We start from the raw sequence: 24,330 nt of genomic DNA, 5'->3' as shown, positions 1-24,330 counted from the left end.
ACGTCGCTTCCCGAGTCCGTCGGGCCCACGCCGCTTCCGAGGCCGTCAGACCCAGGCGGCGAGCACCTCGTGGAAGGTCGGGAAGGTCTTCCTGACACAGCCAGGGTCGTCCAGGGTGACGCCGGAGGTGCGCAGCCCCGTGACGCTGAAGGCCATGGCGATGCGATGGTCGCCGTGGCAGGCGATCTCGGCCGCCTCCGGCGTCCCCGGCTGGATCTCGATCCAGTCGCGTCCGCTGCGCACGCCGACGCCCAGCCTGCGCAGGTTCTCCTCGCAGGCCGCCAGGCGGTCGCACTCCTTCACACGGGTGTTGTAGACGTCCTCGATGCGGACGGGGCCCGCGGCGAACGGGGCGATGGCGGCGAGGGTCGGCACGGTGTCGGAGATGTCGCGCATGTTCACCGTGACGCCCGACAGCCGCTCGGGGCCCGTGACCGTGGTGGCCTCGGTGGTGATCTCGACGGCAGCGCCCATGCGCTCCAGGACTTCGACGAAGCGCAGGTCGCCCTGGAGGCTGTCGCGGGTCAGGCCGGGGACGGTGACCGTACGGCCGGTGAGCGCGGCGGCGGCGAAGAAGTAGCTGGCGCTGGAGGCGTCGGGCTCGACCTCGTAGGCGTGGGCGCGGTAGGTGCCGGGCGGCACCGCGAACGTGTCGCCCTCCCTCGCCACCGTGATCCCGAAGCGGCGCATCATCGCGAGCGTCATCTCGACGTACGGCGCCGACACCAGGTCGGTCACCGTGATCCGCAGGCCTTCGGCGGTCAGCGGGCCGAGCAGCAGCAGGGCGGTGAGGAACTGCGAGGACAGGCCCGCGTCGAGGCGCAGGTCGCCGCCCTTGACGCCGGACGCCTCGACGGTGAGGGGGAGATGGCCGTCGGCGTCGGACAGCCGTACGCCCAGCTCTCTCAGCGCGGCGGTGAGCGGGCCGACGGGACGGCGGCGCATCTGGGCGGAGGCGTCGAAGGCGAAGGTGCCGTGACCGGCGGCGACCAGGGCGGGCAGGAATCTGGACGCGGTGGCGGCGTCGCGGCAGTAGACCTCGGCGCGGTCGGCGGGCGGGCCGTCGGGACGGCCGTGCACGCTCCACCGGTCGGCGTCCTGGGTCACCTGATAGCCGAGGTCGCGCAGGCCCTGGGCGAATCCCTCGGTGTCGTCGGACCGGAGCGGCCGCTCCAGCGTGGTGATCCCGTCGGAGGCGGCGGCCATGAACAGGGCTCGCGCCATGACGGACTTGGAGCCGGGGATGCGCACGACGGTCACCGCGAGATCGTATCCAACCGGGGCGTACGGGGTCAGGCGCGGTGACGCCCTCCGCGTCCTCTGCCGCTACGGCCCCCCGACCCGCCGGAGGCTCCCACGAGCACCGGCTCCTGCCGGCGGCCGGACGGAACCTGAGACGTCTGGGACGGCGGGGTGAAGGCCGCGGGCACGTGCGCCGGGGCCTGGTCCGGCGGAGCCTGCAGAGAAACGACGCGGGCCGGCGGGGTGGTGGCGGGCTCGGGAGAGGGGAACGGGTGGGGTGCGGGAGCCGCGTCGCGGGGCTCGGATGAGTCCCTGTGGCGGCGGCCACGGAGAGGGACGGCGGCGGAGAAGGTGTCCGTGGCGCCGCGGCCGAAACCGTCGGCGGCGCCGCTGTGGACCAGTTGGTCGGCGTGCGGCCCTGTGACGAGGCTCTCGCGCTGACGGCCTGTCGCGGCGTCGCGGGGGAGGGCGCCCGCCCGCGGGGCGCCGCTGTGGACGAGGGTGTCCGCGTGCGGTCCAGTGATGGCGCTGTGGACGAGGGTGTCGGTGGTCCTGGCGCTGTGGACGAGGACGTCGGCGTGGGGGGCCGTCGTCGCGCCGCGGGCCGGCTGCTCGGGGCGGGCAGGACGCGTCGGGCGGCTGAGCCGCGCGGGCCGGGTGAGCCGGGCGGGGGAGCCCGTGGAGGTGGCGCGATGGGCTCGGATGTCCTGGCCTCGGGTGAAGGCAGGGGCCTGCGAGCGGTGCCGTCGTCCGCGGATCGGCGCGTCGGAGGAGAAGGCGGCACTCTCCTCCGCGAGGTGCTCTCTGCGCCTGCGCCTGCCCCTGTAGCCGTCGCCCGAGGGGGCGGTCGCCTCGGCGAACGCGTCGAAGGGAGCCGAGGAGAACGCGTCGAACGGTGCCGACGAGAACGCCTCCAACTGCGCCAGGATCGCGCTCGAGGTCTCCAGCCCGGCCGCGAGCGCTGCGGCGGGGTCGGACGCGAGAGCGGAGGCCCGCACGGATCCGGCCCTCGTGCCGGTGGCGGCCATGGCGTCGAAGGCCGTCGCCTCGGAGGTGGTCGGCGTCTGCAGGGAGCTCACCGCCTTGGAGGTGAGCGACGCGTCGAAGGCGCCCACGGCCTCGGAGGCGGTCGTCGAGGCGGCGGCGGCCGAGGCTTCGGAGGCGGTCGAGGCGATGGCGTGCTCGGCGGCGGCCGTCGCGGCGAAGGCGAGCGTGGGGTCGGCGGTGGTGACGGGGTCGGGCAGGGCGACGGGGGCCGAGATGGTCAGCGCCGTGGCCGTCAGGGGGGAGGTCGCCGGGTGCTCGGCAGGACGGGCCGACACGGGCCTGCCGCGGCGGGAGCCCGAGGCGCGACGGCGGCCAGGCTGCCGGGAGGGACGGGCCGACGCCGACGCCACGGCCGGCCGCGAGGCCGCCGCCGATCCCAGGGTCGGCGCCGACGCCGAGCGCGACGTCGAGGCCGTCGCGGCAGCGGCGGCGGCGGGCGACAGCCGTACTCTCAGCTGGCGGGTGCGGGCGACGGCCAGCACGCCGAGGGCGGCCAGCAGCACCGGGCCGATCAGCGCGGGAGAGCCGAGGCTGGGCACCGGGGTCGCGGCCGAGGCGTCCTTGAAGGCGGTGACGGGCTCGCGGGTGGCGGCCTCGGTGTCGGCGGTCGCGGGCTTGGCGTGCTTGGCCTTCTTCGCGACGGGCCTGTCCGTGGCGGTGGTCGCGGGCGAGCGGGGCGAGGACGCGCTCGGCGAGGGGGAGGTGCTCTTCGGCGCGGTGGCGGCCTTGGGCGTGACCGCGTCCTCGGCGCCCGCCGCCATCGTCGGCGAGGACGGCTCCGCGGAGGGGATCCGCGAGGGGATGAGCGAGGTGACGGTGGTGGTCTCGGCGGGGACGGGCAGCTGGAGCCTGTCGGCCTGGCCCTGCTCGGTGTCGGGCGGGAGAGAGCCCTCGACCTCGGCCTCCTTCAGCCGCGCCGCCTCCAGCCGCTCCTTGATCTTCTCCGGGTACCCGTAGCCGGCGACCTTGCTCTGGTCGCGCTCCTTGCGCTTGGCGACGCCCCCGTCGATGTTGCCCTCGATCGTGAAGATCGTGTCCCCGACGACCTTCGTGACGATCCCGACGTGGTCGATGTTGTCGATGTCGTTGGAGCCGCCCCAGTCGTAGAAGACCAGCGCGCCGGGTTTCGGCTTGTGCCCCCAGGCGTCGTTCTTCTTGAACCACTCCGCGTGTGCGACGGTGTAGGCGAACTGCCCGACCCACTCCTCGTAGCCCAGCTTGTGCGCCGCCCAGGACAGGAACATGTCGCACCACGGCGCGCCGCTGTAGTCGGCGTCGAACTCGACCGTCCTGCCGTACCAGTCGCCGAACTTGGTGTACGCGCCCTTGCCCTCGGAGTAGCCGAGATGGCTCTCCAGGAGCTCGATGAGCTTCTGTGTCTCTGGGGTCATGGAAGTTGCGGGGGAACCCTTCCGTGCACGACGGGACTCGTGAGGAGGGAGGCTACCCTGGGGAAAGGGCAGGTCAAGACAGTACCAAGGGAGCCTCAAGGGGGTGCGCGTGATGAAACTGCAGGTCAAGAGGCTTCCAGAAATATCTCCCAAATCCCGACAAATGTGTAAAAGATCTACCTTATGGGTTCGCTATGGTGTCCCGCATGTCGGTCGAACTCGGCACCGAGGAATCCCGCCTCGCCGCCCTCTGCGCTCTTGCCCAGCAGACCCGTGAGCTGATGGACGCGGTCGCGCTGACCGACGTCGGAGAGGACGACCTCACCGCCGCGCACGCGGCTCTGACCGCCGTCAACGAGCGGCTGCGCTCGGTCCTGCGCCAGACCCCCCAGCCCTTCGAGATCGGTCCTGACGGCACGCTCAGGCACCTCGGCAACGCCGTCACCGGCGGCGCCAACCCGCACGCCCTGCCTCTGCTCATCGAGGTGCGCGACGGAGGGGTGCGCGCCGAGGTGGTGTTCAGGCCGCTGCACGAGGGCCCGCCTGGCGCGGTCCACGGCGGCATCAGCGCCATGATCCTCGACCACCTGCTCGGCCAGGCCGTCGCCGCCGCCGGCTCGGCGGGCATGACCGGGACGCTGACCGTCCGCTACCGCAGGCCCGTGTCGTACGGCACGCCGCTGGTGGCGACCGCGGAGTACACCCGCACCGAGGGCCGCAAGACCTGGGCGGAGGGCAGGATCTCGCTGCCGGACGGCGAGTCGCTGGTGGAGGCGACGGGGTTGTTCATCACCCCGTCCGCGTGGATCGGAGCCTGAGCCTCCATAGGAAGGCCGTCACGCACCGTTGCCTTATCGTTACCAACCGTTGGCGTGTTCTGTGGGTCTAACCCGAAGTGAAGATCCTCTACGGCACACTCGCGCTCATCGTGCTGACCCAGGCGCTCTCCGGTGGCCTCGTGGGCCGCGCCGCGCCCGTCGAGGTCGCATGGCCGGCTCCGCCGCCGGCCCATGACGGCATCGCCTCGACGGGCAGGTGTCACCTCCTGCTCGCCGAAGGAGGACGGGAAGGCCTGGCGGTCAGAGTCCAGGACGGCCCCGGCCTTCCTGCCTCGCGTCAGTAGCCCGCCCCGGTCAGCAGGCCTCCGTCCACGGTGAACTCACTGCCCGTGCAGTAGCTCGACCGGTCGGAGGCCAGGAACGCCACCACGTGCGAGACCTCGACGGGCTTCGCGAACCGCTTGATCACCATCGAGTTGATGAACGCCTCTCCGTCGACCTCGGCCATGAGGTCGGGGTCGGTCACCATCGAGGTGTTGATCGCGCCGGGATGCACCGAGTTGACCCGGATCTTGAAGGGCGCCAGCTCGCGGGCGGCCGCCTTGGTGACTCCTCGCACGCCGAACTTCGAGGCCGCGTAGGCCGACAGCCCCGCCGCGCCGATGAAGCCCTCGATGGAGGAGATGTTGACGATCGCGCCGCGTCCAGCGGCCTTCATCGGCTCGATGACCGACTTCACACCCAGCCAGGTGCCCTTGAGGTTCACGTCGATGACCTGGCCGAAGTCCTCCAGCGGCATCTCGGCGATCCTGCGGAACCTGATGATCCCCGCGTTGTTGACCAGGACGTCGAGCTTGCCGTACGTCTCGACGGCGGTCGCGACCGCGCGCCCCCACTCGGCCTCGCTCCTGACGTCGTGGCGCACGTAGGTCGCGCCGGTCTCCTCGGCCAGCGCCTTGCCCTCGTCGTCGAGCACGTCCCCGAAGACGACCCTCGCGCCCTCCTCCAGGAACAGCCGCACATGCGCCTCGCCCATGCCCCGCGCCCCGCCGGTGATCAGCGCGACCTTGCCGTCAAGCAGTCCCATCGGTGCCTCCGCAGAAACGTTGTCCGGCGGCGACGGCGATCGCGGCCGCCTCCATGGATCGGTAGACAGGTATCCCGGCTCCGGCGGCGATGGCCATGAGTTCGTCCTCGACGCCGGGCGGGGCGAACTCGCCGTTCCTGGTGACCAGCGTGACCCTGACGCCGCGGACCTCGCCGAGGTGGCGGGCGTAGGCGAGCAGGGGGTCGGCGGTCGTGCCGTAGGTGAAGAAGCTCTGCACGTTCACGTGCGCGACCACATCCCGGTACGGCAGGCGCCCGGTGATGGCGGTGATCACCTCTTTGACGAGGTCGGGCCTGCCTCTGGGGCCCACGGGGACCTCCAGGGGGTTGGCCAGCGAGCTGCCGGCGCCCAGGCCGAGCGCCCTGAGGTCGTCGAGCACGTCGTCGGGGAGCGGGTCGAGGGTGAGCCCCGCCTCGTCGAAGGCGTCGGCGGCGAGCACGCCGGCGCCCCCGCTGGGCCCGACCACCAACACCCCGGCCGTCCGGCGCTCCCCCGAACGAAGGCCCTGCGAGCCGGGGGCGGGGTTCGCGAGCGGGCGGGGGGTGTGGGCCTGGAAGTAGGCGAGGGCGCCGATGAGGGCGTCCTGGGTGGTGACGAGGGTCGCGCCGGTCTGGTCGGCGAGGGCCTGCCAGATCCGCGCGTCGCTCACCATCCCGCCCGTGTGGGACGCGGCCGCCCTGCGCCCCTGTCCGCTGCGTCCGCCCACCAGCAGCACCACGGGCAGCGGGCAGGACGACAGCGCCGAGAAGAGGGCGAGGCCGTCACGGGGGTCCTCCAGGTACAGCCCGACCGCCGAGGTCGAAGGGTCGAGGGAGAGCCACCCGAGCAGTTCGGCGGGCGTGACGTCGGCCGCGTTCCCCAGGGTGGCGACCCTGCTGAAGGCCAGCCCGCGACGCTCACCCACCTTGATCACCTCGCCCGCCAGCCCGCCGCTCTGCGAGATCAGCGCGACGCTCCCCTCGGGCCCGACGCCGCCGCCCACGAACGTCTGCCGCCCCTTCGGGCAGTAGACGCCCATGCAGTTCGGTCCGAGCAGGCGCGTGCCCGCCTCACGGGCCGCCGCCACCAGCGCCTCCTCCAGGTCGGCGCGCCCCGCCTCGCCGAAGCCGCCGCTCATGACCTGCGTGTACGGCACGCCGCGCGCCTGCCTTACGACCTCGGCGCAGGCGGCGGCGGGCACCGCGACCAGCGCGTAGTCCACCTCGGCCGCTGCGAGGGTGGGCACCGCGGGCACCCCGCCGATCGAGGCGGCCGTGGGGTGGACGGCCACCACGGGCGTCCCTGCGGCGCGGTAGAAGTCGAGGAACATGTTCCCGAAGGCGGGCTTGCTCGCGGAGGCGCCCACCACGGCCACCGCTCGCGGCTCGAACAGCGGGGTGAAGTCGGCCGCGGCGCGCGGGGCGGCCGAGGGAGGGCAGGGGGAGGGGAGGTAGCGCGCGTCCACCGCGATCACCCCGGACGGTGTGGCGATCACCGGGTTGAGCTCGAACTCGCCCAGCTCCAGCCGCTCCCACAGCCCGCCGGGGCCGCCGAGCGTCATCAGCAGCTTCACCACGGCGTCCACGTCGACGGCGGGCCGGCCGCGGTAGCCGTACAGGAGGGAGGAGCCGCGCAGCGAGGCCAGCATGCGCCGGGCGTCGCTCTCGGAGATCGGGCACAGGCGCAGGGCGGTGTCGCGCAGCGCCTCGGTCCACACGCCGCCCAGGCCCGCCAGCAGGACGGGCCCGAAGGCGGGATCGCGGATCAGCCCGGCGATCAGCTCCACCCCCTCGGGGGCCTGCTCCTCCACCAGGAAGCCGTCGCCCAGCCGTTCGCGCATCTCGGCGACGGCGGCGCCCAGTGTGTCGTGGGTCAGGCCGAGCCTGACCCCTCCCGCGTCGGACTTGTGCAGCAGCCCCGCCGCCTTCAGCACCAGCGGCGCTCGCAGCGTGCCGGCGAGCGCGGGGTCGCGGACGCCGCGGGGCACCGGGATGCCCGCCTGCCTGAGCAGCTCCTTGACCTCGTGTTCAGTCCACAAGGTGCTGGTACTTCTCTCGGATCTCGCGCCGCAGCAGCTTGCCGGGGCCGCCTGAGGCGTCCTCGACGTGCGGCAGCGACTCGGCGACCACAATCACGTCGGGCCGCTGGTGCGGCGGCAGCGTGTCGGCGAGCTCGAGTGAGATCTTGGAGGAGTCGAGCGTCTGTCCCGCCCTCGGCACCACCGCCAGCAGGATTCTGCCGTCGCCGATCCCCACCGCGCCCGCCTCGGCCACGGAGTCGAGCGCGGTGGCCGCCTCCTCGACGGCGGCCGGCTGGGTCCACACTCCGCCCTTGAGTATCGCGTCCTCTCGCCGCCCGAGCACGCGCAGCACCCCGTCCGCCGACACGGTGCCGAGGTCGCCGCCGACGTACCACTCCCCGCGCAGCACCTCGGCGGTCCTGTCGGGCAGCAGGTCGTAGCCCGACATCCGGTGCGGCCCTGCCAGGTTGATCTCACCGATCGTGTCGACGACGCGCGCGCCCGAGGGGTCGGTGACGGCGACCGCGCAGCCCGTGCGGGCCCTCCCCGAGGAGCCGAGCGGCGTGGAGCCGTCGTCCACCCTGCCCATGCAGGTGTAGGGGGCCTCGGTCTGCCCGTAGTAGGAGAAGACGCCCGCCTCGGGCAGGCGCTGCTTGATCCGGGCCAGCAGTGAGGCGGTCAGCGGCTCGCCGCCGAGCATGATGACCCTGATCGACGACAGGTCCACCGGTTCGTGCGCGGAGTCGCCGAGCAGCGCGGCGTAGAAGGAGGGGATCTGCGAGACGTGGGTGACCTTCTCGCGCGGGACGACCTTCAGGAAGTTGGCCGGGCCCCAGTCCTGCTCGAGGACCAGCCGCATCCCCGCGTAGAGCGCGGGCCCGACGATCGCGGGGAAGCCGATGCCCCAGATGATCGCGCCGGTGCCGAAGACCGAGCCGGTGGCGCGCGGCACGTCCAGCCAGATCTGCGCGGTGGCCAGCGACGAGGCGTGCGTGTGGACGACGGGCTTGGGCAGCCCCGTCGTGCCCGAGGTGTAGTAGAGCGCCAGCGGGTCGTCGAAGAAGGCGCCGAGAGGGGGTTCGGCCTCCTCGCCGGAGTCGAGGTCCTCGGCGGAGATCCACGTGGTGATCTCCGGCAGCGAGGGTCTGATCTCCTCGACGACGTGGGCCACGGTGGCGTCGTGGACGAAGGCCGTGCACCCGGAGGAGGCGACCACCGCACGCAGCGTCTCCACCGGCCAGTACGGGTTGAGCGCGGCGGTGATCGCCCCGATCTTGGCCTGCGCGAGGTAGACCTCCGCCACCCTCAGCGTCTCGTTCAGCAGCGCGGCGACGCGCTGGCCCGGCCGTACGCCCGCCGCGAGCAGCGCGTGCGCCCGCCGGTTGACGAGCCTGTTCAGCTCGTCGTAGGTGAAGCTCTGCTCGCCGCAGTAGGTGAGCGCGACCTGGTCGGGGGTTCGCGCCGCCCCCGACGTCAGGAGCGCGTGGCCGTAGTTGCCGTAGGGCGTCACTGAGAACCTCCTGGGGAGTAGAGCACGAAGAGGTTTCCTGAGGGGTCGCGCAGGACCGCGCGCGTCTCGTGCGGGCCGGCCTCGGGGCCGCGCACCAGCGCGCCGCCCCTGTCCAGGAGGTCCTGTACGGCCCGCGCCAGGTCCTCCGCCTTGAGGCAGACGGCCGTGGAGCCGGTCAGGTGCTCGTCGGGTCCCGCCAGCCCGATGCCGCCCTCCAGCAGCGCGAACCTGTCGCCGTCCCTGAACTTCACGGGCAGCCCGTAGAACTCGATCGCCTTGCCGACGTCCTCCACGGGGATGAATACGTTCATGCGGGCCTCCATTGCGGTAGTTCGTCGCGGAACGTCACCCGTACCGGCATGCCGACGCGCACCCGCTCGGGTGGGCACTCCACCACCTGGCCGAGCACGCGCGCCCCTTCGGGCAGGTCCACCCAGGCCAGCACGTACGGCTCCCGCCCCATGAACTCCCCGACGAACGAGCGGTGGACGACGGTGAAGGTGTGCACGACGCCCTCGCCGCCGACCGGTTCGAAGGGGAGGTCGCCGCCGCCGCACCAGGGGCACTCGGAAGCGGGCAGGTGGACTCGTCGCCCGCAGGCCGTACATCGCTGAATGACCAACTCGCCGCGCGCGCAGGCGGCCCAGTAGGCGTCCATCGCCTGCCAAGCTAGCGCACGCTTGGTTGGGTCACAAGAGCGGGCTAGGAGTCCTCCTGGCGGGGCAGGTCGCCCTCCGAGGCTTGCTCGCCGGTCGGGTTCCCGTCGGGCTCGGGCTCCTGCGTGGGCGGCTCGGAGGTGATCCTCGGCGCGGGCGCCGTCGAGGGCGGATCGGGGACCGTGGCGGGCGCGGTGGTCGAAGAGGAGGAGGCGGGAGGGGAGACGCCGGCGGTCGTGGAGGAGGATGTGGGAGCCGACGCGCGGTTCGACGGGCTCTCGCACGGCGGGCCGTCCACCGGCACCTCGGAGATCTGCGGTCCGTTGGCCGCGGCCCGCTCGGTCTGCACGATCAACCCGAAGTGGGCGCGCTTCCCGCACGCCACCGTGCCGAGGTCGCGCAGCAGCGCGACGGTGTAGGAGGTCTTGCCCGACAGCTGCTTGACCTCCTCGTGAAGGGTGCGCGACGGGCCTTCGCCGTCCCTGCGGGTGTAGCTGACGCGCAGCCGTACCGGGCCGGTTCCCTCGGCGGCGATCCGCACCGCGCCCGCGGACCCGCTCCAGGTGACGATGTCGGCCGACTTGACCGCGGGCGACAGCGCCGCCGCTCTGCCCGTCGTCCCGGTGGGGGAGGGCGCGCTGGAGGACGGCGGCGGCGAGGGCGGCGGCGTGGGAGGGGCGGCGGGCGCCGTGCTCCTCGGCGTCGTCGTCCTGGGCGCCGCCGTCGTCGGAGCGGGCGTCCTGGCAGGCGTCGGAGCGGCGCTTCTCGACGCCTTGGGGGTGGAGCGTCTCGTCGCCGCCGGTTCGGAGTCGACGGGGGTGGCCCCCAGCTCGAAGGGCGACCGGGGAGGAGGGGCGAGGAAGGTGCCGGGGTCGGGCAGCCGTCCGCCGCTGAGCAGCAGCGCGATCAGCGTCGCGGCCAGCGCGCCGCCCGCGATCCAGAGGTGGGGCGGCAGCCTCGGCATCCGCCACTGCCTGACCAGCGCGCCCTTGACCGGCGCCTCCTGCGGCGAGCCCGGGTTGGCCAGCGGGTAGTGCAGCGCGAGCAGCGTCGCCAGCTCGCCCAGGTGCCTGCGTCCCCGCTTCTCCCACTCCGCGCCGAACCCCGTCACGGCGGCCACCTCGAGCTCGGCGGCGAACTCCCTGGCCGAGCGGGGCCGGCCTGCGGGGTCCTTGGCCAGCCCGCGCCTTAACAGCTCGCGCACCGCCTCGGGCACCACCTCCACGGGCACGGGCTCCACCAGATGCTTGTCGCGCAGCGCCGCCACATCGGGCGCCCGGTACGGCTGCCGCCCCGTGACGCACTCGAACAGCACGCACGCCGCCGCGTACAGATCGGCCAGCACGCCGGCCGCCCCCTGGGTCCACAACTCAGGCGCCATGTACGGCGGGCTGCCCGCGGGCACCCCCGGCTCCTCCACGTGCACCACGAGGCCGAAGTCGGCCAGCTTGCTGGTCCCGTCGGCCTGGACCAGCACGTTCTCCGGCTTGACGTCCCTGTGCGCGATGCCCCGCTCGTGGGCGGCGGCCAGCCCGAGCAGCGTCCCCTTCAGCACCACCAGGGCGGCTTCGGGGCTGGTCCTCCTGTGCTCGGACAGGATCGCCCGCAGCGACACGCCGTCGACCAGCTCCATCACCACGGCGGTCCTGGTCGGGGTCTCGACGTACTCGTAGAAGCGCACGACGTTGGGATCGTCGATCTCCACGAGGCCGGGCGTCTCGGCCCCGTACCGGGACATGAACTCGTCGTCCCTGCGCAGCGTCGCGTTCAGGTACTTGATCGCCACGTATGCGCCCGTGGACTGGTAGGTGGCGAGGAACACCCGGCCGGTACGGCCGGCGCCCAGCTGACGTACTTCGCGGTAACCCGGAACCAATCCAGCCCCCATGCGCGCGCGTGCTCAATGGTTCGACGGTCTCACCCGGGGTTCTGGTTGTCACGAGTCACACTATTTCGCCCAACGTAAACGAGAATGACCCTCAGTAGCCGTCTCGGTCACTCTGTGACGTAGCGCGACCGCGAGGTGCTCCACGGCCGGCTGCTCGCACCGGCCGGGCGCGCGGACCACCTCGCCCGGCGGCCGCCCGCGTCCGGAACGCCGCGTGATGTCGTCCCGGCCGAGAGGACGGTCGCTCTGTCCTGTCAGGAGTCAGTGCCGAGGAGTTTGCGGATGAAGGCGGTGGAGACCTCCAGCGCCGCCTGGTTGGCGTGGGTGTCACGCAGCAGGTCGACCATGACGAAGTCGTGGACCATCCCCTGGAAGCGGATCGCGGTGACGGGGACGCCCGCCTCACGCAGCTTGTTGGCGTAGGCCTCGCCCTCGTCGCGCAGCACGTCGGCCTCGCCGTTCAGGACCATCGCGGGCGGCAACCCCCGGAGATCGTCCAGGCCGGCGCGCAGCGGTGAGGCGTGGATCTCGGCGCGCTGCGCGGGATCGGTCGTGTACTGGTCCCAGAACCACTTCATGCCGTCGCGGTTGAGGAAGTAGCCCAGCGCGAACTGCTGGTAGGAGCCGGTGTCGAAGGAGGCGTCGGTGACCGGGTAGAACAGGACCTGGCCCTTCAGGCCGACGTCGCCGCGCTCCTTCGCCATGATCGCCAGGACGGCGGCCATGTTGCCGCCGACGGAGTCGCCCGCGACCACCATGCGGGAGGCGTCCATGCCCTTCTCCGCGCCCTTGTTCACCACCCACTGGGCGGCGGCGTAGTTCTGCTCGATCGCCGTCGGGTACTTCGCCTCAGGCGAGCGGTCGTACTCGGGGAAGACCACCGCGGCCCTGCTGCGTACGGCCAGTTCGCGCACGAGCCTGTCATGGGTGTTGGCGCTGCCGAAGACCCAGCCCGCGCCGTGGATGTAGAAGATCACCGGGAGGGTGCCGGTGACGCCAGGGGGCTTGACGATGCGCACCCGCACGCTGCCGGTGGGCCCGCCCTCGACCGTGATCCACTCGTCGCCGACCTCGGGCTTGGGCACGCTGGCGTCGGACTGGAGGTCCTCCAGGATCTGGCGGCCCTGCTCGGGAGGAAGCTGGTAGATGTACGGCTCGTTGGAGTTGGCGTCGGCGAACCGCTGGGCCGCCTCTTCCAGGACCACCTTGTTCTCAGCCATGGATGTGCTGCTCCGTATCGTGGACGAGTGAGACGAGAATGCTCGCCTCGGGTCCTCCCCACGGTGCGGTCTCGGCCGCTCTCACCTGTGATGATTTGTCAGCTTATTTAGGTATTGATGGCGAGTTCGGTCACGCGGTCATGGCCGGTAGGGACGCAGGCGCGGCCACCAGCCGGGCACCTTCGAGCGGTAGCTGTCGTAGTCGGCGCCGAACTTCGCCCGCAGCGTCGGCTCCTCGTACCAGCGGACGAACGCGACGACGGGGACGGCCACCACCGCGACGTAGAGCAGCAGCGAGGGCTGCCCGAGCAGCAGCGCCTGCCCGATGACCGCCGAGAAGACCGCCACGTACATGGGGTTGCGCACGTACCGGTAGAGACCACCGACCACCAGCCGTTCGGGCGGGGCGGCGGGGAGCGGCGTGCCGAGCCCCTCGACCATGAACCGCGCGAACGCGTTGACGATGACCGCCGCCCGCCAGGACAAGGAGCACCCCGAGCGCCCTGAGCGGGGTCATCTCCCACCCGGGCAGCGGGGTACGCGACTCCCGTCCGGTGATCCACCACAGGACGAGGACGGCGACGGTGCCGGGGGCGGCGGCGAAGAAGAGGGTGCTGATGACAGTCGCTGGTGATCAGCCGGGGCGCCCATCGGCCAGCGCGTTCACTCGCTCGTTTTCTTCTCCTGCGGCGCCAGGCGCAGGGCCAGCGTGTAGATCTCCTTCAGCTCGTCGGCGGACACGGGAGGAACCACCTGCTGCGCCCCCACGAGCACCAGGTAGAGCAGGCGCCCCATGGGGTCCGCGTCGTCCTCGGAGCCGCCGAGCTCCCGCCACAGCGAGCGCAGATAGTCGACGCGCAACTGGTCGACGCGCCGCTGCAGCGCCTGGGCCTCCGCGTCCTGCAGGGCCCACGCGCGTACCGCGATCTCCAGGTCGTGGTCGGTGTCCTTGTCGTCGAGCACCAGGTTGAGCAGGTGGTACAGCTTGGCCTGGGCGCTGTCTCCCGCGCTTTCCGCGCCGTCGATGTAGCGGCCGGTGTGCTCGGTCTCGAAGTGCTCGAGCAGGTCACTCTTGTATCTGGCCATGCCCCCGAAGTGATGGTAGAAGGAGCCCTTGGTCAGGTTGAGGTGGGCGCACAGCCGCTCGATGGTCAGCGAGGGCGCGCCCTCCTCGCTCAGAACCTCCAGGCCCGCTTCCAGCCAGTCACGTTTACTTGCCATGCCATCACCGTACCATACTAAATGGTATGGTGGCCTGGCTCAGCTCGGATGTGGCCGGTCCCGCCGAGGTCGTCTCCACCGCCGATGACCTCGGCTACGCGTGCACCTTCGCCTATGTCGCAGAGGACAGCCAGGTCGCACGCCCATCGTGACGGCATCGCGGCGCAGGTCAGCCCGATGCTGCGCCGGCGCTCGCACGTGGACGAGACCGTGCACCGGATCCAGGACCTGATCGAGTCCCGCTTCACCGAACGGCTGCCGCTGCGCCTGCTGGCCAAGGCGGCCGGTTGCAGCGAACGCACCGTGACCCGGCTGTTCCGCCAGGCGACCGGGCTCACCCCCTTGGCGTATCCGAGCACGCTACGCCTGGAGCGGGCCGAGCACCTCCTGCGCCAGGGCGCCACCATCGAGGCCGCCGCCAGGGAGGCAGGCTTCAGGGATGCTCGGACGCTGCGCAGGCTGCGCGCCCGCGCAAGGGCCGCAAGCCGGTGAGGGCTGGCAGGCCATGTTCCGCGCCAAGAAGCAGCCCCCGGACGTTCCGCGTCGAGAAGCAGCGCCGTTCCGGTCAACCTCCGGACCGATCTGGACATGCGCACCACCCGGTCACGCTCGATGGCCTGGCCATTCGCCTCCCGAAGCGGCCTACTCCGGGAGGCGTCTGTTTTGCGGTGGATAATGCGCATATGCCACTCTTCTCCTCTCGTTGACGAGAGGAGGAAACGTGGAGCTTCGTGATATCGAGATCTTTCTGACGCTGGCCAAGGAGCTTCATTTCGGCCGTACCGCCGAACAGCTCCACGTGTCGGCCGCCCGGGTCAGTCAGGCGATCAAGAAGCAGGAACGCGCCATCGGCGCCGAGCTGTTCCATCGTGACAGCCGCAAGGTGAGGCTGACGCCTGCGGGGATACGGCTGCGCGACGACCTGACACCCGTCTACCGGGACCTGCAGGCCAGCATGGAGCGGGCCAGGCTGGCCGCCCGCGGCAAGACCGACGTGCTGCGCATCGGCATGCTGAGCAGCAACGCCCAGGACCTGCGCCCGATCATGGACGAGTTCGCGGCCCGCCATCCCGGCTGCGAGCCCCAGTTCCGGACGATCGACTTCGGCGACCCCTTCGGCCCCCTGCGCGAGGGCAGGGTCGACGTGGCGATCCTGTGGCTGCCGGTTCTGGAGCCCGACCTCACCGTCGGCCCCGTCGCCTACATCGACTCCGTCGTGCTCGCCATGGCAGCCACCCACCGCCTCGCCGGCCGTACGTCGGTCTCGCTGGAGGACCTCGGCGACGAGGTCGTCATGGGCGGCGCCAAGCCCGCCTACTGGCGTGAGGCGCTCGTGCCGCTCAGGACGCCCAGCGGGCGGCTGATCCGGATCGGGCCGATCGTGTCCTCCAACGAGGAGATGCTCCCCATCCTGTCCACCGGCGAGGCGGTCTCCCCAGGGCACGGCCACGCCATGCGCTACTACACGCGACCGGACATCGCCTACGTGCCCATCCATGACGCGCCGCCCGCCCAGATGGCGCTCGTCTGGCGCACCGGCGCCGAGAACGAGGTCACCCGCGCCTTCACCGAGGCCGTCCGCGACCTGGGCCCGCTGTCCCCGTGACCTGGTGAACCCGTGGAACTACGCGATATCGAGATCTTCCTGACGCTGGCCGACCTGCTGCATTTCGGACGCACCGCCGAACGGCTGTACGTGTCGGTGGCCAGAGTCAGCCAGGCGATCAAGAAGCAGGAACGCGGCATCGGCGCCCAGCTGTTCTACCGCGACAGCCGCAAAGTCCGGCTGACGCCCGCGGGAGAGCAGCTCCGGCGGGATCTGGCCCCGATCTACCAGGGGCTGAAGGACAGCATGGAGCGCGCCAGGCTGGCTGCCCAGGGCAAGATCGACGTGCTGCGCATCGGCATGATCCCGGGCAACGCCCACGACCTGCGCCGCTACTGGGAGGCCTTCCGGACCCGCCATCCGCAGTGGGGCCTGCGCCTGCGGCACGCCCCGTTCGTCGAGCCCTTCCGCGGGCTGCGCCGGGGAGAGGTCGACATGCTGGTCACCTGGCTGCCCGTTCAGGAACCCGACCTCGTCGTGGGGCCGACGATGTTCGCCGAGCGCCGGGTGCTGGCCGTGTCCATCGATCACGAGCTGGCCGGCCGTACTTCGGCCTCCGTGGAGATGCTCGGCGACTTCCAGGTCGCGCACGGCAAGCCTCTCCCCGACTACTGGGCCGAGAGCTACACGCCGTGGCACACGCCCAGGGGCAACATCATCGAGCGGAGCGCGGAGCTCGAGAACGTCGACGACATCTTCACCCTCGTCAGCGCCGGTGAGATCGTCAACGTCTTCCCCGTGCACGCCAGCCGCTACTGGAACCGGCCGGACATCGACTGGCTGCCCATCCACGACATGGCCGCGCTGGACTACGGACTGGCCTGGCGAGGGGAGGCGGAGAACGACATGATCCGCGCCTTCGCCCAGGTCGTCCGCGACCTCGGCACCCTCTGACGAACAAACGGCCGGGCCCCCGCAGGAGCCCGGCCGCCTGTCTACTTGGTCAGGTACGGCGTCGCCGGGCCGAGCCGACGAAACGCGTACCCGGTCCGTCGGCTGGGCCATCCCGGCCGCCGCGTCAGCCGATCCGGCGCCCGTCGCAGAACACTTCCTGGACGAGCCCGTCCACCAGCTTCTGGAAGTCCTTCGCCGGACCTCTCGTGACCTCGTCCACCCAGGTCACCGAGGCGGTCAGGGTCCTCTTGCCGTCGGGTGAGCTGTACATCAGCGCGCCGTAGCCGTGCGGGGGGCTGCCGTTGTGCTGGAAGACGGTCCCGCAGTTCGGGCCCAGGTCCTGCACGAACAGCCCGAGACCGTAGCCGAGCTTCCCGTACGGCTTGCGCATCTCGGCCAGCAACTCGGCCGGCAGGAGCTTGCCGCCGTTCAGCGCCGAGAAGAACGTCTGGAGATCCTGGGTGGTCGAGATCAGGTCCCCGGCGCCGGCCAGCAGCGAGAGGTTCTGCCGGGAGATGTCGACCGTCTTCCACTGGCCGGCTTCCTGGTAGCGGTAGTAGCCGTGAGCGTGCGGCCCGGGGAGCTGGGTCCGGGCGCCCGGCACCGCGGTGCCCCGCATCCCGAGCGGCCGCAGGATGCGCCGCTGCATCTCCTCGGCGTAGGAGTGGCCGGTGACCTTCTCGATCAGCAGCAAGGCCAGCGTGTAGTTGGTGTTGGAGTAGTTCTGGTCCGTCCCCGGCTCGAACCGCGCCGGCTTGGACAGCGCCAGCCGTACCAGCTCCTGTGGCCGGTAGGTCTTGAACCTGTTGTCCAGCCATTCGTCACCGGTGGCGGGGATCCCCGGCACGAACGTTCCGTTGTCGTAGTATTCGCCGGTGTAGTTGAACAACCCGCTGGTGTGCCGCAGCAGCATCCGCACGGTGATCCGCCGGTCCAAACCGAGCTCGGGCAGGTAGCCGGCCACCGGGGCGTCCAGCCCGATCTTGCCCTCGGCCACCAGCTGCAACACCAGGGTCGCGGTGAAAGGCTTGATGACGCTGCCCGTCCAGAACCGCCCGTTCGTCGGCGGCCTGGCGGCCTGGCCCAGCTTGCGCACCCCGGCGCTGCCGGCCCACTCGCCCCGCTGATCGTTCACGCGCAGCTGCACCCCGGCGAAACCGGCATCGACGAACGCCTGCATGGCCTTGTGCAGCTCCGGGCGATCCTGCCCGGCACCGGCCTTCGACCCGGCCCCGCTGTCGGCTGCGGCCGTCCCGGTGGTGGCCGCCCCGGCCAGCAGCGCCGCCGCCAGCGCGCTGACCGCCACTCGCCGCGAGACCCTGCCGCGGAGCCTGGTCGTCGTGATCGCTGATGGGGACTGGGTTCTCATTGTTCCTCGTCTCTGGTGTCGCGCTCAGGCGAAGGGCTCGCCGAGCGACTCGGGGTCGATGGGGGATGGGGGCCAGGCCCCGGGCACGATGAGCAGCTCGACATCCTGTCGGCGGCGATGGGCCGGCCGGCCAGCTGTCGCGTGTGTTCCAGGCGGACCTGGTCGTCCATGCCTGCGGCGTCGGCCAGGCCGAGCGAGCCGCTGGACGACGTGCCGTCAGGCGGCGTCGAGGGCCTCGGTGATCTTGCGGGTCATCGCGGCCAGGGTGGGGCTGAGCGGGCCCTGGTGAGTCCGGGCGGCTGCTTCGGTGGCGAGGATGACGGTGTTGCGGAAGTTGTCGGCTTCGGCGGGGTTGTGCTGCTTGAGCAGGCTCATGGCTTCGGTCAGGGCCGGGAGGACGTGGTCGGCGAGTGCGGCGGTGGTCTTGCCGTACAGGTGGATGTCCTTGGACTTGGCGGCGAGGATGTGACCGACCAGGCCGGTGGCGGAGGACAGGGCGATGGAACCCTCGGTGGCGCTCTTGTGGGGTGAGCCGGTGGCGTCGGCGGCGGCCATGAGTGAGACGGCGCCGTAGGCGGCGGTGCGCAGGGTGGCCTTGTCCTGGTCGGTAAGGGTGAGGGACATGGTGGTGTGCTCCTTCAATACGGAATTCGATGGAAAGGACGATGGTGGAATGGGGTCCTGCTGGTGATCAGTTCGCCATCCCTGAACCGTTCATGGATCCACCATCGCGGTTCTGTCTGATACCGGGCCGCTACCGTCCTGACACGGCCGCTGACACGACACATCGCATGGTCGGTGGCGAGCGCGAGGGCTGGTCAACCCACCGAGCACTGGCGCCAGGCCACTCCGGTGATCGGCTCCAGTGAGGGCCGCGGAGGGCGGCCTCAGTGAGCGACGGTGACCGGGGTCTGCTGCCGGGTCGAGGGGGGCGGTGTGGGCGCCGGTCTTGCGGCCGCGCAGGGCATCGAGATCTTCCTGACCTGGCCGGGGAGCTGCGCGTCGGCCGTACGCCGCAACGGCCCCACATGCCGGTGGTGCGCGTCAGTCAGGCGATCAACAAGCAGGCGCGCGACGCCGGTGCCCCTGCCTGACCACCAGCGCCGTCCAGCGGGGGCCATCGAGGTCTTGTGGACGGCGGCGGCGTCGCCCGCAGGCCGGGTTGACGAGCAAGGCGACGCCGAACGGGGAGCCGGGCGTTCCTCAGACGTTGGATGCGGATGGCCGATCGAAGCCAGACCACCATGGTGCGGCCTGCAGCGTCTTCTCCAGCATGCTCAGTTCGGTGGGGTCGAGGTCGCGCAGCGGAGGGCGGCAGAAGCCCGCGGGCCGTCCCCATATCCGCAGCAACCCCCGGTAGAGGGCCAGGTCGCTCACGCCCCGCACCGCGGGATCGGTGACCAGGCGGCGCAGGGGCAGCAGGCGGGCCCAGACGGCGCGGGCCCGCGGCAGGTCGCCCGCGCCCACGGCCTCCCACAACTCGACGGCCGTGGCGGGCGCGACGTTCAGCAGCCCGCTGATCCAGCCGTGGGCACCGCCCGCCATCGCCTCGAGCGGGGCGGTGAAACCGCCGTAGAACGCGCGGAACCCCTCGTCGGTGGCCGCGCGCAACTCGTGGATCTGGTGCACGGTCGGCAGCGTGCTCTTGACCCCGCTCACCACGCCCTCGTGGTAGAGCCCCGCGAGGTCGGCCGTGGTCAGCGGGTCGGTCGCGGCGTTGGCGGGGATGTTGTAGACCCACAGAGGCAGGTCCGTGGCGGCCGCGACACGGCGGTAGTGGCCGAGGACCTCCTCGCGCGAGGGTCGCTGGAAGTACGGCAGGACGACGAGCGCGGCCGCCGCCCCCGCCTCCTCGGCGTGCCTGGTCAGCTCGATCGTCGCGGAGGTCGCGTAGGTCCCGGTCCCGGCGAGGATCGCCACCCTGCCCGCCACGGCCTCGACCGCCACCTCGAGCAGCCGCCGCCGCTCGGCGTCGGTGAGGGCGACGAACTCGCCGCTGGTCCCGCCCACGACCAGGCCGTGGACGCCCTCGGTGACGAGCAGGTCGAGGTGCGCGGCGGTTGCGTCCTCGTCGAGTCGCCCTTCGGCGTCGAACATGGTCAGCGCGGCCGGCCAGACGCCTCTCACCTGGTGCCTCCGCGGTCGTACTCGGGCCTGAACGGGTGCTTGACGAGCTCCTCGATCCGCAGGCGGGGGCCGAGGCCGGGCTTGTCGGAGACCAGCCACTCGCCGCCGCTCACCTGCGGGGGGTCGTCGGTGTAGCGGTCCCAGAAGACGAGCTGCTCGGGCGTCAGCATCGACTCGGAGATGAGGAGGTTGGGCAGCGTGGCGGCCAGGTGCCACGTGGCCGCGCTGGCCAGCGGCCCGAACGGGTTGTGGAAGGCGATGGAGACGGCGTTCGCCTCGGCGAGGGTGGCGATGCGCTTGGCGGCGGTGATCCCGCCGCAGAAGATGACGTCGGGCTGGGCCACCGCGACCGCGCGCTGTTCGAGGAAGGGCGCGGCGGCGTAGGGGCCCGCCCACCGCTCGCCCGAGGCGATCGGCGTGGTCGAGCGCCTGGAGACCTCGGCCAGCCACTCGGGGCGCTCCGGCGGCACCGGCTCCTCGATGAAGGTCAGGTGGTACGGCTCCAGCACCTCGCACAGCCGTACCGCGTTGGCGACGTTCAGCCTGCCGTGGCAGTCGAGCATCAGGTGCACGTCGGGGCCCGCCACCTCGCGCGCGGCGGCGAAGTACTCGGCGAGCAGCGGCCAGATCCAGTTGGGCAGCAGCTCGGTCTCGGTCTGCCTGGCGGGGATGGCCGCAGGGGTCTCGTGGTGGACGCTGGAGACCTTGGTGTAGAAGCCGGGCAGCGTGGTCTTGATGGCGGTGAAGCCCATCGCGATGCGGTCGGCCACCTCCCGGGCGAACGTCTCCGGGGTCTCCGTCGCCCTGGCGTGAGTGTAGACCGGCACGCTGTCGCGGAACTTCCCGCCGAGCAGGCGGTGGACGGGCACGCCGAGCGCACGCGCGTTGAGGTCCCACAACGCCACGTCGATGGCCGACATCCCGATCGTCAGCAGCGTGCCGCCGAGGAAGGAGTCGCGGTACATCCGCTCGGAGTGCTGCTCGATGCGGGTGGGATCCTTGCCGACGAGGTACTCGCCGAGCTCCTCGACGATCGCGGAGACCGTCCTGGTGCGGCGGCGCATGGCGACCTCGGCCACGCCCTCCACACCGTCGTCGGTCTCGATGCGGACGTAGATGGCGTTGTAGTAACCGAACTCGACGATCCACTGCCGGACGGCGGTCACGCGCATGCGCTGGCTCCTCAGGTGGGGTGCCCTCATCCTCCGAAGAGAAAGGACCTAAGTCAAGAGTCCGAAGTTCGCTGCAGTCGCCGTGGTTGGGCGACCGCACAAGAGAGGGCCTGACGAAGCGGTTCCATGGTCTACGATGACGTGGAACATAGGTCTTTAGTGGAGGTGTCGTGCCAGAGTCATCCGGGCCCACCGGTGCGCTCCCACGCGACCGCGAGCCTCTCGGCACCCGCGTCGCCGCTCTGATCACCGAGCACATCGGACGTCACGGGCTCGCCGACGGCGACGAGCTCCCCTCCGAGGCGAAGCTCGCCGAGGAGTACGGCGTGAGCCAGCGCATCGTGCGCGACGCGCTGCGCGCGCTCAGCCAGCAGGGGGTCATCCGCACCCGCCAGGGCAAGCGCGCCGTGGTCAGCGAGCTGCGCCCGGTGGCCGTGCACAGCTACTTCAAGCTCGCCATGGAGGCCGACGGCTCGGCCATCGACGAGCTCATCGAACTGCGCCTCGCTCTCGAGACCAAGGCGGCGGGGCTGGCCGCCACCAGGATCTCGCCTGAGGAGCTCGAGCGGCTGCGGAGCCTGCTCGACGAGGCCGAGCAGGCGGGCGACGACCTGCGCAGGCGGGTCGAGCTCGATCTGACCTTCCACATCGGCATCGTCAAGGCGGCCCGCAACCGCTTCTTCAGCGGGGTGATCGAGGCGCTGTCCGACGTGCTGGCCACCGAGCGCGAGCGCGGCAAGGAGCTGACGGAGATCCTCGGAGAGTCGCACGCGGAGAGCGACGCCGAGCACAGGGCCCTGCTGCTCGGCCTCGGCACCGGTGACGCGGCGCTGGCCGAGCAGCAGATGCGCACCCACCTGGAGCGTGTCCAGCGCACCTTCCGCGGCGACGGCCCGGAGTGAGCTACTCCCAGACAGGGGCGCGCTCCGCCTGCCGGTAGAGCGCGTCGAACTCCGCCGTGCCGTCGTCCTCGCGCACGTCCAGGCTGGCGCCGCGCGGCTGGACCGGCAGGTTGCCGACATACCTGCACTCCTCGAACAGCTGCTTGATGCCCGCGTAGCGGCGCACCCGACCGTCGCCGAGGTGGAAGCCGAGCAGCCGTCTGGGCGGCGTGGGGGTGAACCCGTCGGGCACCCGCCAGCGTTCCAGCGCGTCCTCGTCGAGGGTGACGCCGAGGCCGGGCCCCTCGGGGACCCTGGCGTAGCCGCCGCGGATCTCGATCGGCTCGGTGATCAGGTCGTCGGCGTAGACGTTGAGGCAGGTGACGGCGGGCCAGCGGGCATGGGTGAGCACCGCGCCGAGGTGCAGTGTCCACGCCGTGGTCAGCCCTGGCCCGACGATCTGCAGGAACAGGTCCTTGTTGAAGGCCGCCGCCTGCAGCCCCTGGGCCAGGGTGCCGGCCACGCCCGCGTTGCACGACACGAAGCCGTCGACGGCGTCCTCCCTCATCCACACGGGGAACAGCGCCTTGTTGTAGTGCTCGGCGACCGGCCTGTTCACCCTGGCGCGGACGGCCTTCTGCCCCGCCACGTCCGACTGCAGCACCGGAGACTCGTACATGCCCACGCGCGGCTGCCGGTCCAGCTCGCGCAGCACCTCGATAGCCTCCCCCGGCGTGCGCAGCATGCCGTTCCAGTCGAGGTCGAGCACGTAGGTCTCGGGCGTGACGGCCGAGAGCGCGGCCACCTGCTCGTGGACGTCGAACCATGGCCTGGCCTTGAGCTTGTGGGCGAGGTAGCCCTCGGCGAGCGCGTCCTTGGCCTCCTGCGCCAGCACGGAGGGCGGCATCTTGGTGCTCCACCAGGCCAGCGGGCACCACTGGCGCACCATCGGCTGGCCGAGCAGTCGGTGCACGGGCACGCCGAGGGCCCTGCCGACCACGTCGTGGAGCGCCATCTGCAGGCCGGCGCCGAGGGAGTCGTCGGCCATCAGCTCGGCAGGGTGGCGGTCCACCACGCGGGCGGCGCTCTCGTCGGTGGTCCTGGCCCAGGTGTAGTGCGGCAGGCTCTCGCCGTACCCGATCAGGCCGGGGGAGTTCGTGCGGACCCGCACCACCTCCACCACGCCGAACTCCGAGACCAGGATGTCGTTCCACGGCCGTGAGCGCTCCCTGAAGGGGACGTGCAGGGTGATGCGCTCGACAGCGGTCACACGCAGGCTCATGACTGCTCCTTGCCGATGGTGAAGAGAGCGACGTCGTCGAGGTCCACCGTGATGTCGGCGGCGCCGTCGACCAGGAAGATCATTTCTGTCACTTCCCGTATCCGGCGGCGATGCCCTCGATGAGGCGGCTGCTCATCCACAGGTAGAGCAGCAGCAGGGGGATGACGACGATGCAGATCCCCGCGAACAGCACCGACCAGCGGGCGCCGGTGTACTGCATCGTCTGGATGAAGTTCAGCAGCGTCAGGGAGATCGTCTTCTGCTCCCGCAGGAACGACAGGGCGAAGAACGTCTCACCCCAGTCGCCGATGGCCTGCAGGATGAACAGCGCGATCAGCCCCGACCTGGTCAGCGGCAGCATGACGCGCCAGTAGGTGTGGTACGGGCTGGAGCCGTCCAGCGCGGCGGCCTCCTCGAGCTCACGGGGCAGCGAGGCGAAGAAGGCCGTGAGGAAGAAGACCGAGAAGGGCAGGTTCGTGGCGATGTAGACGATCAGCAGGCCCGCCAGCGAGTCGATCAGCCCCATCCGGTCGAGGCCGAGGTAGATCGGGATCATGATGGCGGGTCCCGGGATGCCGAGCCCCATCGCGAAGAAGACGGTGACGGGGCCGGACAGCCGCCAGCGGAAGCGCGACAGCACGTAGGCGGCGGGCGCGGCCAGCAGGATCGTGCCGAGACCGCTGCCCGTCACCAGCAGCAGCGAGTTGAGCACGCCGTCGCCGAAGGCGGCGGAGGTCCAGGCCTCGCCGTAGTTGCCCCACTGGAGCTCGGACGGCAGGCCCCACGGGTCGTGGACGACCTCCCTGGTGGTCTTGAGCGACGACAGCGCCATCCAGCCGACCACGAACAGGTCGAAGACGGCCAGCGACCAGGCCAGCGGCATCGCCAGGAGGAACAGCGGGCCGCGGCTGCGCCGTACGGTGCGGGTGGTCATGCGG

At 71.4% G+C, this 24,330-nt stretch carries 24 protein-coding genes; 7 read left to right on the top strand and 17 right to left on the bottom strand.

The genetic code is table 11. The annotated features are described in order from the left end of the window. Positions 1 to 45 precede the first annotated feature (45 nt). Together aroA and ABFX55_RS26310 are read right to left on the bottom strand one after the other, a co-directional pair. The gene (gene aroA, locus ABFX55_RS26315) at positions 46 to 1,260 is read right to left on the bottom strand and encodes a 3-phosphoshikimate 1-carboxyvinyltransferase (RefSeq protein ID WP_346125261.1); all 1,215 of its coding nucleotides are present in this window, start codon (positions 1,258 to 1,260) and stop codon (positions 46 to 48) included. A gap of 32 nt (positions 1,261 to 1,292) precedes the next feature. Further along, positions 1,293 to 3,680 carry a CHAP domain-containing protein gene (locus ABFX55_RS26310; RefSeq protein WP_346125260.1) on the bottom strand — a complete coding sequence of 796 codons (2,388 nt, stop codon included), beginning with the start codon at positions 3,678 to 3,680 and terminating at the stop codon, positions 1,293 to 1,295. 206 nt (positions 3,681 to 3,886) lie between these two features. Between ABFX55_RS26310 and ABFX55_RS26305 the strand changes: the two genes are divergently transcribed. Together ABFX55_RS26305 and ABFX55_RS26300 are read left to right on the top strand one after the other, a co-directional pair. Next, positions 3,887 to 4,498: a PaaI family thioesterase gene (locus ABFX55_RS26305; protein WP_346125258.1), complete on the top strand. Its 612-nt coding sequence runs from the start codon at positions 3,887 to 3,889 to the stop codon at positions 4,496 to 4,498. A gap of 77 nt (positions 4,499 to 4,575) precedes the next feature. After that, positions 4,576 to 4,803, top strand: a complete 228-nt coding sequence (locus ABFX55_RS26300) for a hypothetical protein (protein ID WP_346125256.1) — start codon at positions 4,576 to 4,578, stop codon at positions 4,801 to 4,803. Here the strand turns inward: ABFX55_RS26300 and ABFX55_RS26295 are convergent. The 9 genes from ABFX55_RS26295 to ABFX55_RS26255 all read right to left on the bottom strand — a co-directional run bounded on the left by ABFX55_RS26295 (position 4,797) and on the right by ABFX55_RS26255 (position 14,061). Beyond that, the gene (locus tag ABFX55_RS26295) at positions 4,797 to 5,546 is read right to left on the bottom strand and encodes a glucose 1-dehydrogenase (protein ID WP_346125254.1); all 750 of its coding nucleotides are present in this window, start codon (positions 5,544 to 5,546) and stop codon (positions 4,797 to 4,799) included. The genes ABFX55_RS26300 and ABFX55_RS26295 overlap by 7 nt on opposite strands. Continuing rightward, the gene (locus ABFX55_RS26290; protein WP_346125253.1) at positions 5,533 to 7,584 is read right to left on the bottom strand and encodes an acetate--CoA ligase family protein; all 2,052 of its coding nucleotides are present in this window, start codon (positions 7,582 to 7,584) and stop codon (positions 5,533 to 5,535) included. The genes ABFX55_RS26295 and ABFX55_RS26290 overlap by 14 nt, the downstream gene beginning before the upstream one ends. Next, complete coding sequence (locus ABFX55_RS26285) at positions 7,574 to 9,076, bottom strand: class I adenylate-forming enzyme family protein (protein ID WP_346125251.1); 1,503 nt, start codon at positions 9,074 to 9,076, stop codon at positions 7,574 to 7,576. Before ABFX55_RS26285 ends, ABFX55_RS26290 begins: the two co-directional genes overlap by 11 nt. Further along, complete coding sequence (locus ABFX55_RS26280; RefSeq protein ID WP_346125249.1) at positions 9,073 to 9,387, bottom strand: VOC family protein; 315 nt, start codon at positions 9,385 to 9,387, stop codon at positions 9,073 to 9,075. The genes ABFX55_RS26285 and ABFX55_RS26280 overlap by 4 nt, the downstream gene beginning before the upstream one ends. Next, positions 9,384 to 9,734, bottom strand: a complete 351-nt coding sequence (locus ABFX55_RS26275) for a Zn-ribbon domain-containing OB-fold protein (protein ID WP_346125248.1) — start codon at positions 9,732 to 9,734, stop codon at positions 9,384 to 9,386. Before ABFX55_RS26275 ends, ABFX55_RS26280 begins: the two co-directional genes overlap by 4 nt. A 44-nt stretch (positions 9,735 to 9,778) precedes the next feature. Beyond that, positions 9,779 to 11,620: a serine/threonine-protein kinase gene (locus ABFX55_RS26270; RefSeq protein WP_346125247.1), complete on the bottom strand. Its 1,842-nt coding sequence runs from the start codon at positions 11,618 to 11,620 to the stop codon at positions 9,779 to 9,781. 254 nt (positions 11,621 to 11,874) lie between these two features. After that, the gene (locus ABFX55_RS26265) at positions 11,875 to 12,840 is read right to left on the bottom strand and encodes an alpha/beta hydrolase (RefSeq protein ID WP_346125245.1); all 966 of its coding nucleotides are present in this window, start codon (positions 12,838 to 12,840) and stop codon (positions 11,875 to 11,877) included. A 138-nt stretch (positions 12,841 to 12,978) separates the two neighbouring features. Further along, complete coding sequence (locus tag ABFX55_RS26260; RefSeq protein WP_346125243.1) at positions 12,979 to 13,326, bottom strand: methyltransferase family protein; 348 nt, start codon at positions 13,324 to 13,326, stop codon at positions 12,979 to 12,981. A gap of 177 nt (positions 13,327 to 13,503) precedes the next feature. Continuing rightward, positions 13,504 to 14,061 carry a TetR/AcrR family transcriptional regulator gene (locus ABFX55_RS26255; protein ID WP_346125241.1) on the bottom strand — a complete coding sequence of 186 codons (558 nt, stop codon included), beginning with the start codon at positions 14,059 to 14,061 and terminating at the stop codon, positions 13,504 to 13,506. A gap of 26 nt (positions 14,062 to 14,087) precedes the next feature. On the opposite strand from ABFX55_RS26255, the gene ABFX55_RS26250 reads away from it, so the two are divergent. The 4 genes from ABFX55_RS26250 to ABFX55_RS26235 all read left to right on the top strand — a co-directional run bounded on the left by ABFX55_RS26250 (position 14,088) and on the right by ABFX55_RS26235 (position 16,561). Continuing rightward, complete coding sequence (locus ABFX55_RS26250; protein WP_346125239.1) at positions 14,088 to 14,213, top strand: hypothetical protein; 126 nt, start codon at positions 14,088 to 14,090, stop codon at positions 14,211 to 14,213. Beyond that, a complete protein-coding gene (locus ABFX55_RS26245) occupies positions 14,176 to 14,553 on the top strand; it encodes a helix-turn-helix domain-containing protein (RefSeq protein ID WP_346125238.1) in 378 nt (125 codons plus the stop codon). The genes ABFX55_RS26250 and ABFX55_RS26245 overlap by 38 nt, the downstream gene beginning before the upstream one ends. A gap of 229 nt (positions 14,554 to 14,782) precedes the next feature. Further along, the gene (locus ABFX55_RS26240; protein WP_346125236.1) at positions 14,783 to 15,667 is read left to right on the top strand and encodes a LysR family transcriptional regulator; all 885 of its coding nucleotides are present in this window, start codon (positions 14,783 to 14,785) and stop codon (positions 15,665 to 15,667) included. Positions 15,668 to 15,679: 12 nt separating this feature from the next. Next, complete coding sequence (locus tag ABFX55_RS26235) at positions 15,680 to 16,561, top strand: LysR family transcriptional regulator (protein ID WP_346125234.1); 882 nt, start codon at positions 15,680 to 15,682, stop codon at positions 16,559 to 16,561. A 124-nt stretch (positions 16,562 to 16,685) separates the two neighbouring features. Here ABFX55_RS26235 and ABFX55_RS26230 read toward each other — a convergent pair whose 3' ends face one another. The 4 genes from ABFX55_RS26230 to ABFX55_RS26215 form a co-directional block, all read right to left on the bottom strand. Continuing rightward, positions 16,686 to 17,930, bottom strand: coding sequence for a serine hydrolase domain-containing protein (locus ABFX55_RS26230; RefSeq protein WP_346125232.1), 1,245 nt, complete (start codon positions 17,928 to 17,930; stop codon positions 16,686 to 16,688). A 216-nt stretch (positions 17,931 to 18,146) separates the two neighbouring features. Further along, the gene (locus ABFX55_RS26225) at positions 18,147 to 18,554 is read right to left on the bottom strand and encodes a hypothetical protein (RefSeq protein ID WP_346125230.1); all 408 of its coding nucleotides are present in this window, start codon (positions 18,552 to 18,554) and stop codon (positions 18,147 to 18,149) included. Between the two features lie 579 nt (positions 18,555 to 19,133). Beyond that, positions 19,134 to 20,057: a dihydrodipicolinate synthase family protein gene (locus tag ABFX55_RS26220; protein ID WP_346125228.1), complete on the bottom strand. Its 924-nt coding sequence runs from the start codon at positions 20,055 to 20,057 to the stop codon at positions 19,134 to 19,136. Then, positions 20,054 to 21,229: a mandelate racemase/muconate lactonizing enzyme family protein gene (locus ABFX55_RS26215; RefSeq protein ID WP_346125226.1), complete on the bottom strand. Its 1,176-nt coding sequence runs from the start codon at positions 21,227 to 21,229 to the stop codon at positions 20,054 to 20,056. The genes ABFX55_RS26220 and ABFX55_RS26215 overlap by 4 nt, the downstream gene beginning before the upstream one ends. Positions 21,230 to 21,399: 170 nt before the next feature. On the opposite strand from ABFX55_RS26215, the gene ABFX55_RS26210 reads away from it, so the two are divergent. Beyond that, a complete protein-coding gene (locus ABFX55_RS26210; RefSeq protein ID WP_346125225.1) occupies positions 21,400 to 22,131 on the top strand; it encodes a FadR/GntR family transcriptional regulator in 732 nt (243 codons plus the stop codon). Position 22,132: 1 nt separating this feature from the next. Here the strand turns inward: ABFX55_RS26210 and ABFX55_RS26205 are convergent, their stop codons facing one another. Together ABFX55_RS26205 and ABFX55_RS26200 are read right to left on the bottom strand one after the other, a co-directional pair. Then, on the bottom strand, positions 22,133 to 23,392 hold the full coding sequence (locus ABFX55_RS26205; protein WP_346125223.1) for a mandelate racemase/muconate lactonizing enzyme family protein: 1,260 nt from the start codon (positions 23,390 to 23,392) through the stop codon (positions 22,133 to 22,135). A gap of 88 nt (positions 23,393 to 23,480) precedes the next feature. Beyond that, on the bottom strand, positions 23,481 to 24,326 hold the full coding sequence (locus ABFX55_RS26200) for a carbohydrate ABC transporter permease (RefSeq protein ID WP_183648311.1): 846 nt from the start codon (positions 24,324 to 24,326) through the stop codon (positions 23,481 to 23,483). Between the last annotated feature and the right edge of the window lie 4 nt (positions 24,327 to 24,330).

Source organism: Nonomuraea roseola (assembly GCF_039535395.1).
In the GTDB taxonomy this organism is placed as follows: Bacteria; Actinomycetota; Actinomycetes; order Streptosporangiales; family Streptosporangiaceae; genus Nonomuraea; species Nonomuraea roseola.
Note: the sequence above shows the minus strand (reverse complement) of the source record. Positions and strands in the feature narration are given on the sequence as shown.

Bases quoted from the DNA above. Each gene is read 5' to 3' on its own strand.
- ABFX55_RS26310 (WP_346125260.1), bottom strand. From the start codon at position 3,680: ATGACCCCAGAGACACAGAAGCTCATCGAGCTCCTGGAGAGCCATCTC.
- ABFX55_RS26305 (WP_346125258.1), top strand. From the start codon at position 3,887: ATGTCGGTCGAACTCGGCACCGAGGAATCCCGCCTCGCCGCCCTCTGC.
- ABFX55_RS26295 (WP_346125254.1), bottom strand. From the start codon at position 5,546: ATGGGACTGCTTGACGGCAAGGTCGCGCTGATCACCGGCGGGGCGCGG.
- ABFX55_RS26280 (WP_346125249.1), bottom strand. From the start codon at position 9,387: ATGAACGTATTCATCCCCGTGGAGGACGTCGGCAAGGCGATCGAGTTC.
- ABFX55_RS26275 (WP_346125248.1), bottom strand. From the start codon at position 9,734: ATGGACGCCTACTGGGCCGCCTGCGCGCGCGGCGAGTTGGTCATTCAG.
- ABFX55_RS26270 (WP_346125247.1), bottom strand. From the start codon at position 11,620: ATGGGGGCTGGATTGGTTCCGGGTTACCGCGAAGTACGTCAGCTGGGC.
- ABFX55_RS26265 (WP_346125245.1), bottom strand. From the start codon at position 12,840: ATGGCTGAGAACAAGGTGGTCCTGGAAGAGGCGGCCCAGCGGTTCGCC.
- ABFX55_RS26255 (WP_346125241.1), bottom strand. From the start codon at position 14,061: ATGGCAAGTAAACGTGACTGGCTGGAAGCGGGCCTGGAGGTTCTGAGC.
- ABFX55_RS26250 (WP_346125239.1), top strand. From the start codon at position 14,088: ATGGTGGCCTGGCTCAGCTCGGATGTGGCCGGTCCCGCCGAGGTCGTC.
- ABFX55_RS26245 (WP_346125238.1), top strand. From the start codon at position 14,176: ATGTCGCAGAGGACAGCCAGGTCGCACGCCCATCGTGACGGCATCGCG.
- ABFX55_RS26230 (WP_346125232.1), bottom strand. From the start codon at position 17,930: ATGAGAACCCAGTCCCCATCAGCGATCACGACGACCAGGCTCCGCGGC.
- ABFX55_RS26225 (WP_346125230.1), bottom strand. From the start codon at position 18,554: ATGTCCCTCACCCTTACCGACCAGGACAAGGCCACCCTGCGCACCGCC.
- ABFX55_RS26215 (WP_346125226.1), bottom strand. From the start codon at position 21,229: ATGCGCGTGACCGCCGTCCGGCAGTGGATCGTCGAGTTCGGTTACTAC.
- ABFX55_RS26205 (WP_346125223.1), bottom strand. From the start codon at position 23,392: ATGAGCCTGCGTGTGACCGCTGTCGAGCGCATCACCCTGCACGTCCCC.
- ABFX55_RS26200 (WP_183648311.1), bottom strand. From the start codon at position 24,326: ATGACCACCCGCACCGTACGGCGCAGCCGCGGCCCGCTGTTCCTCCTG.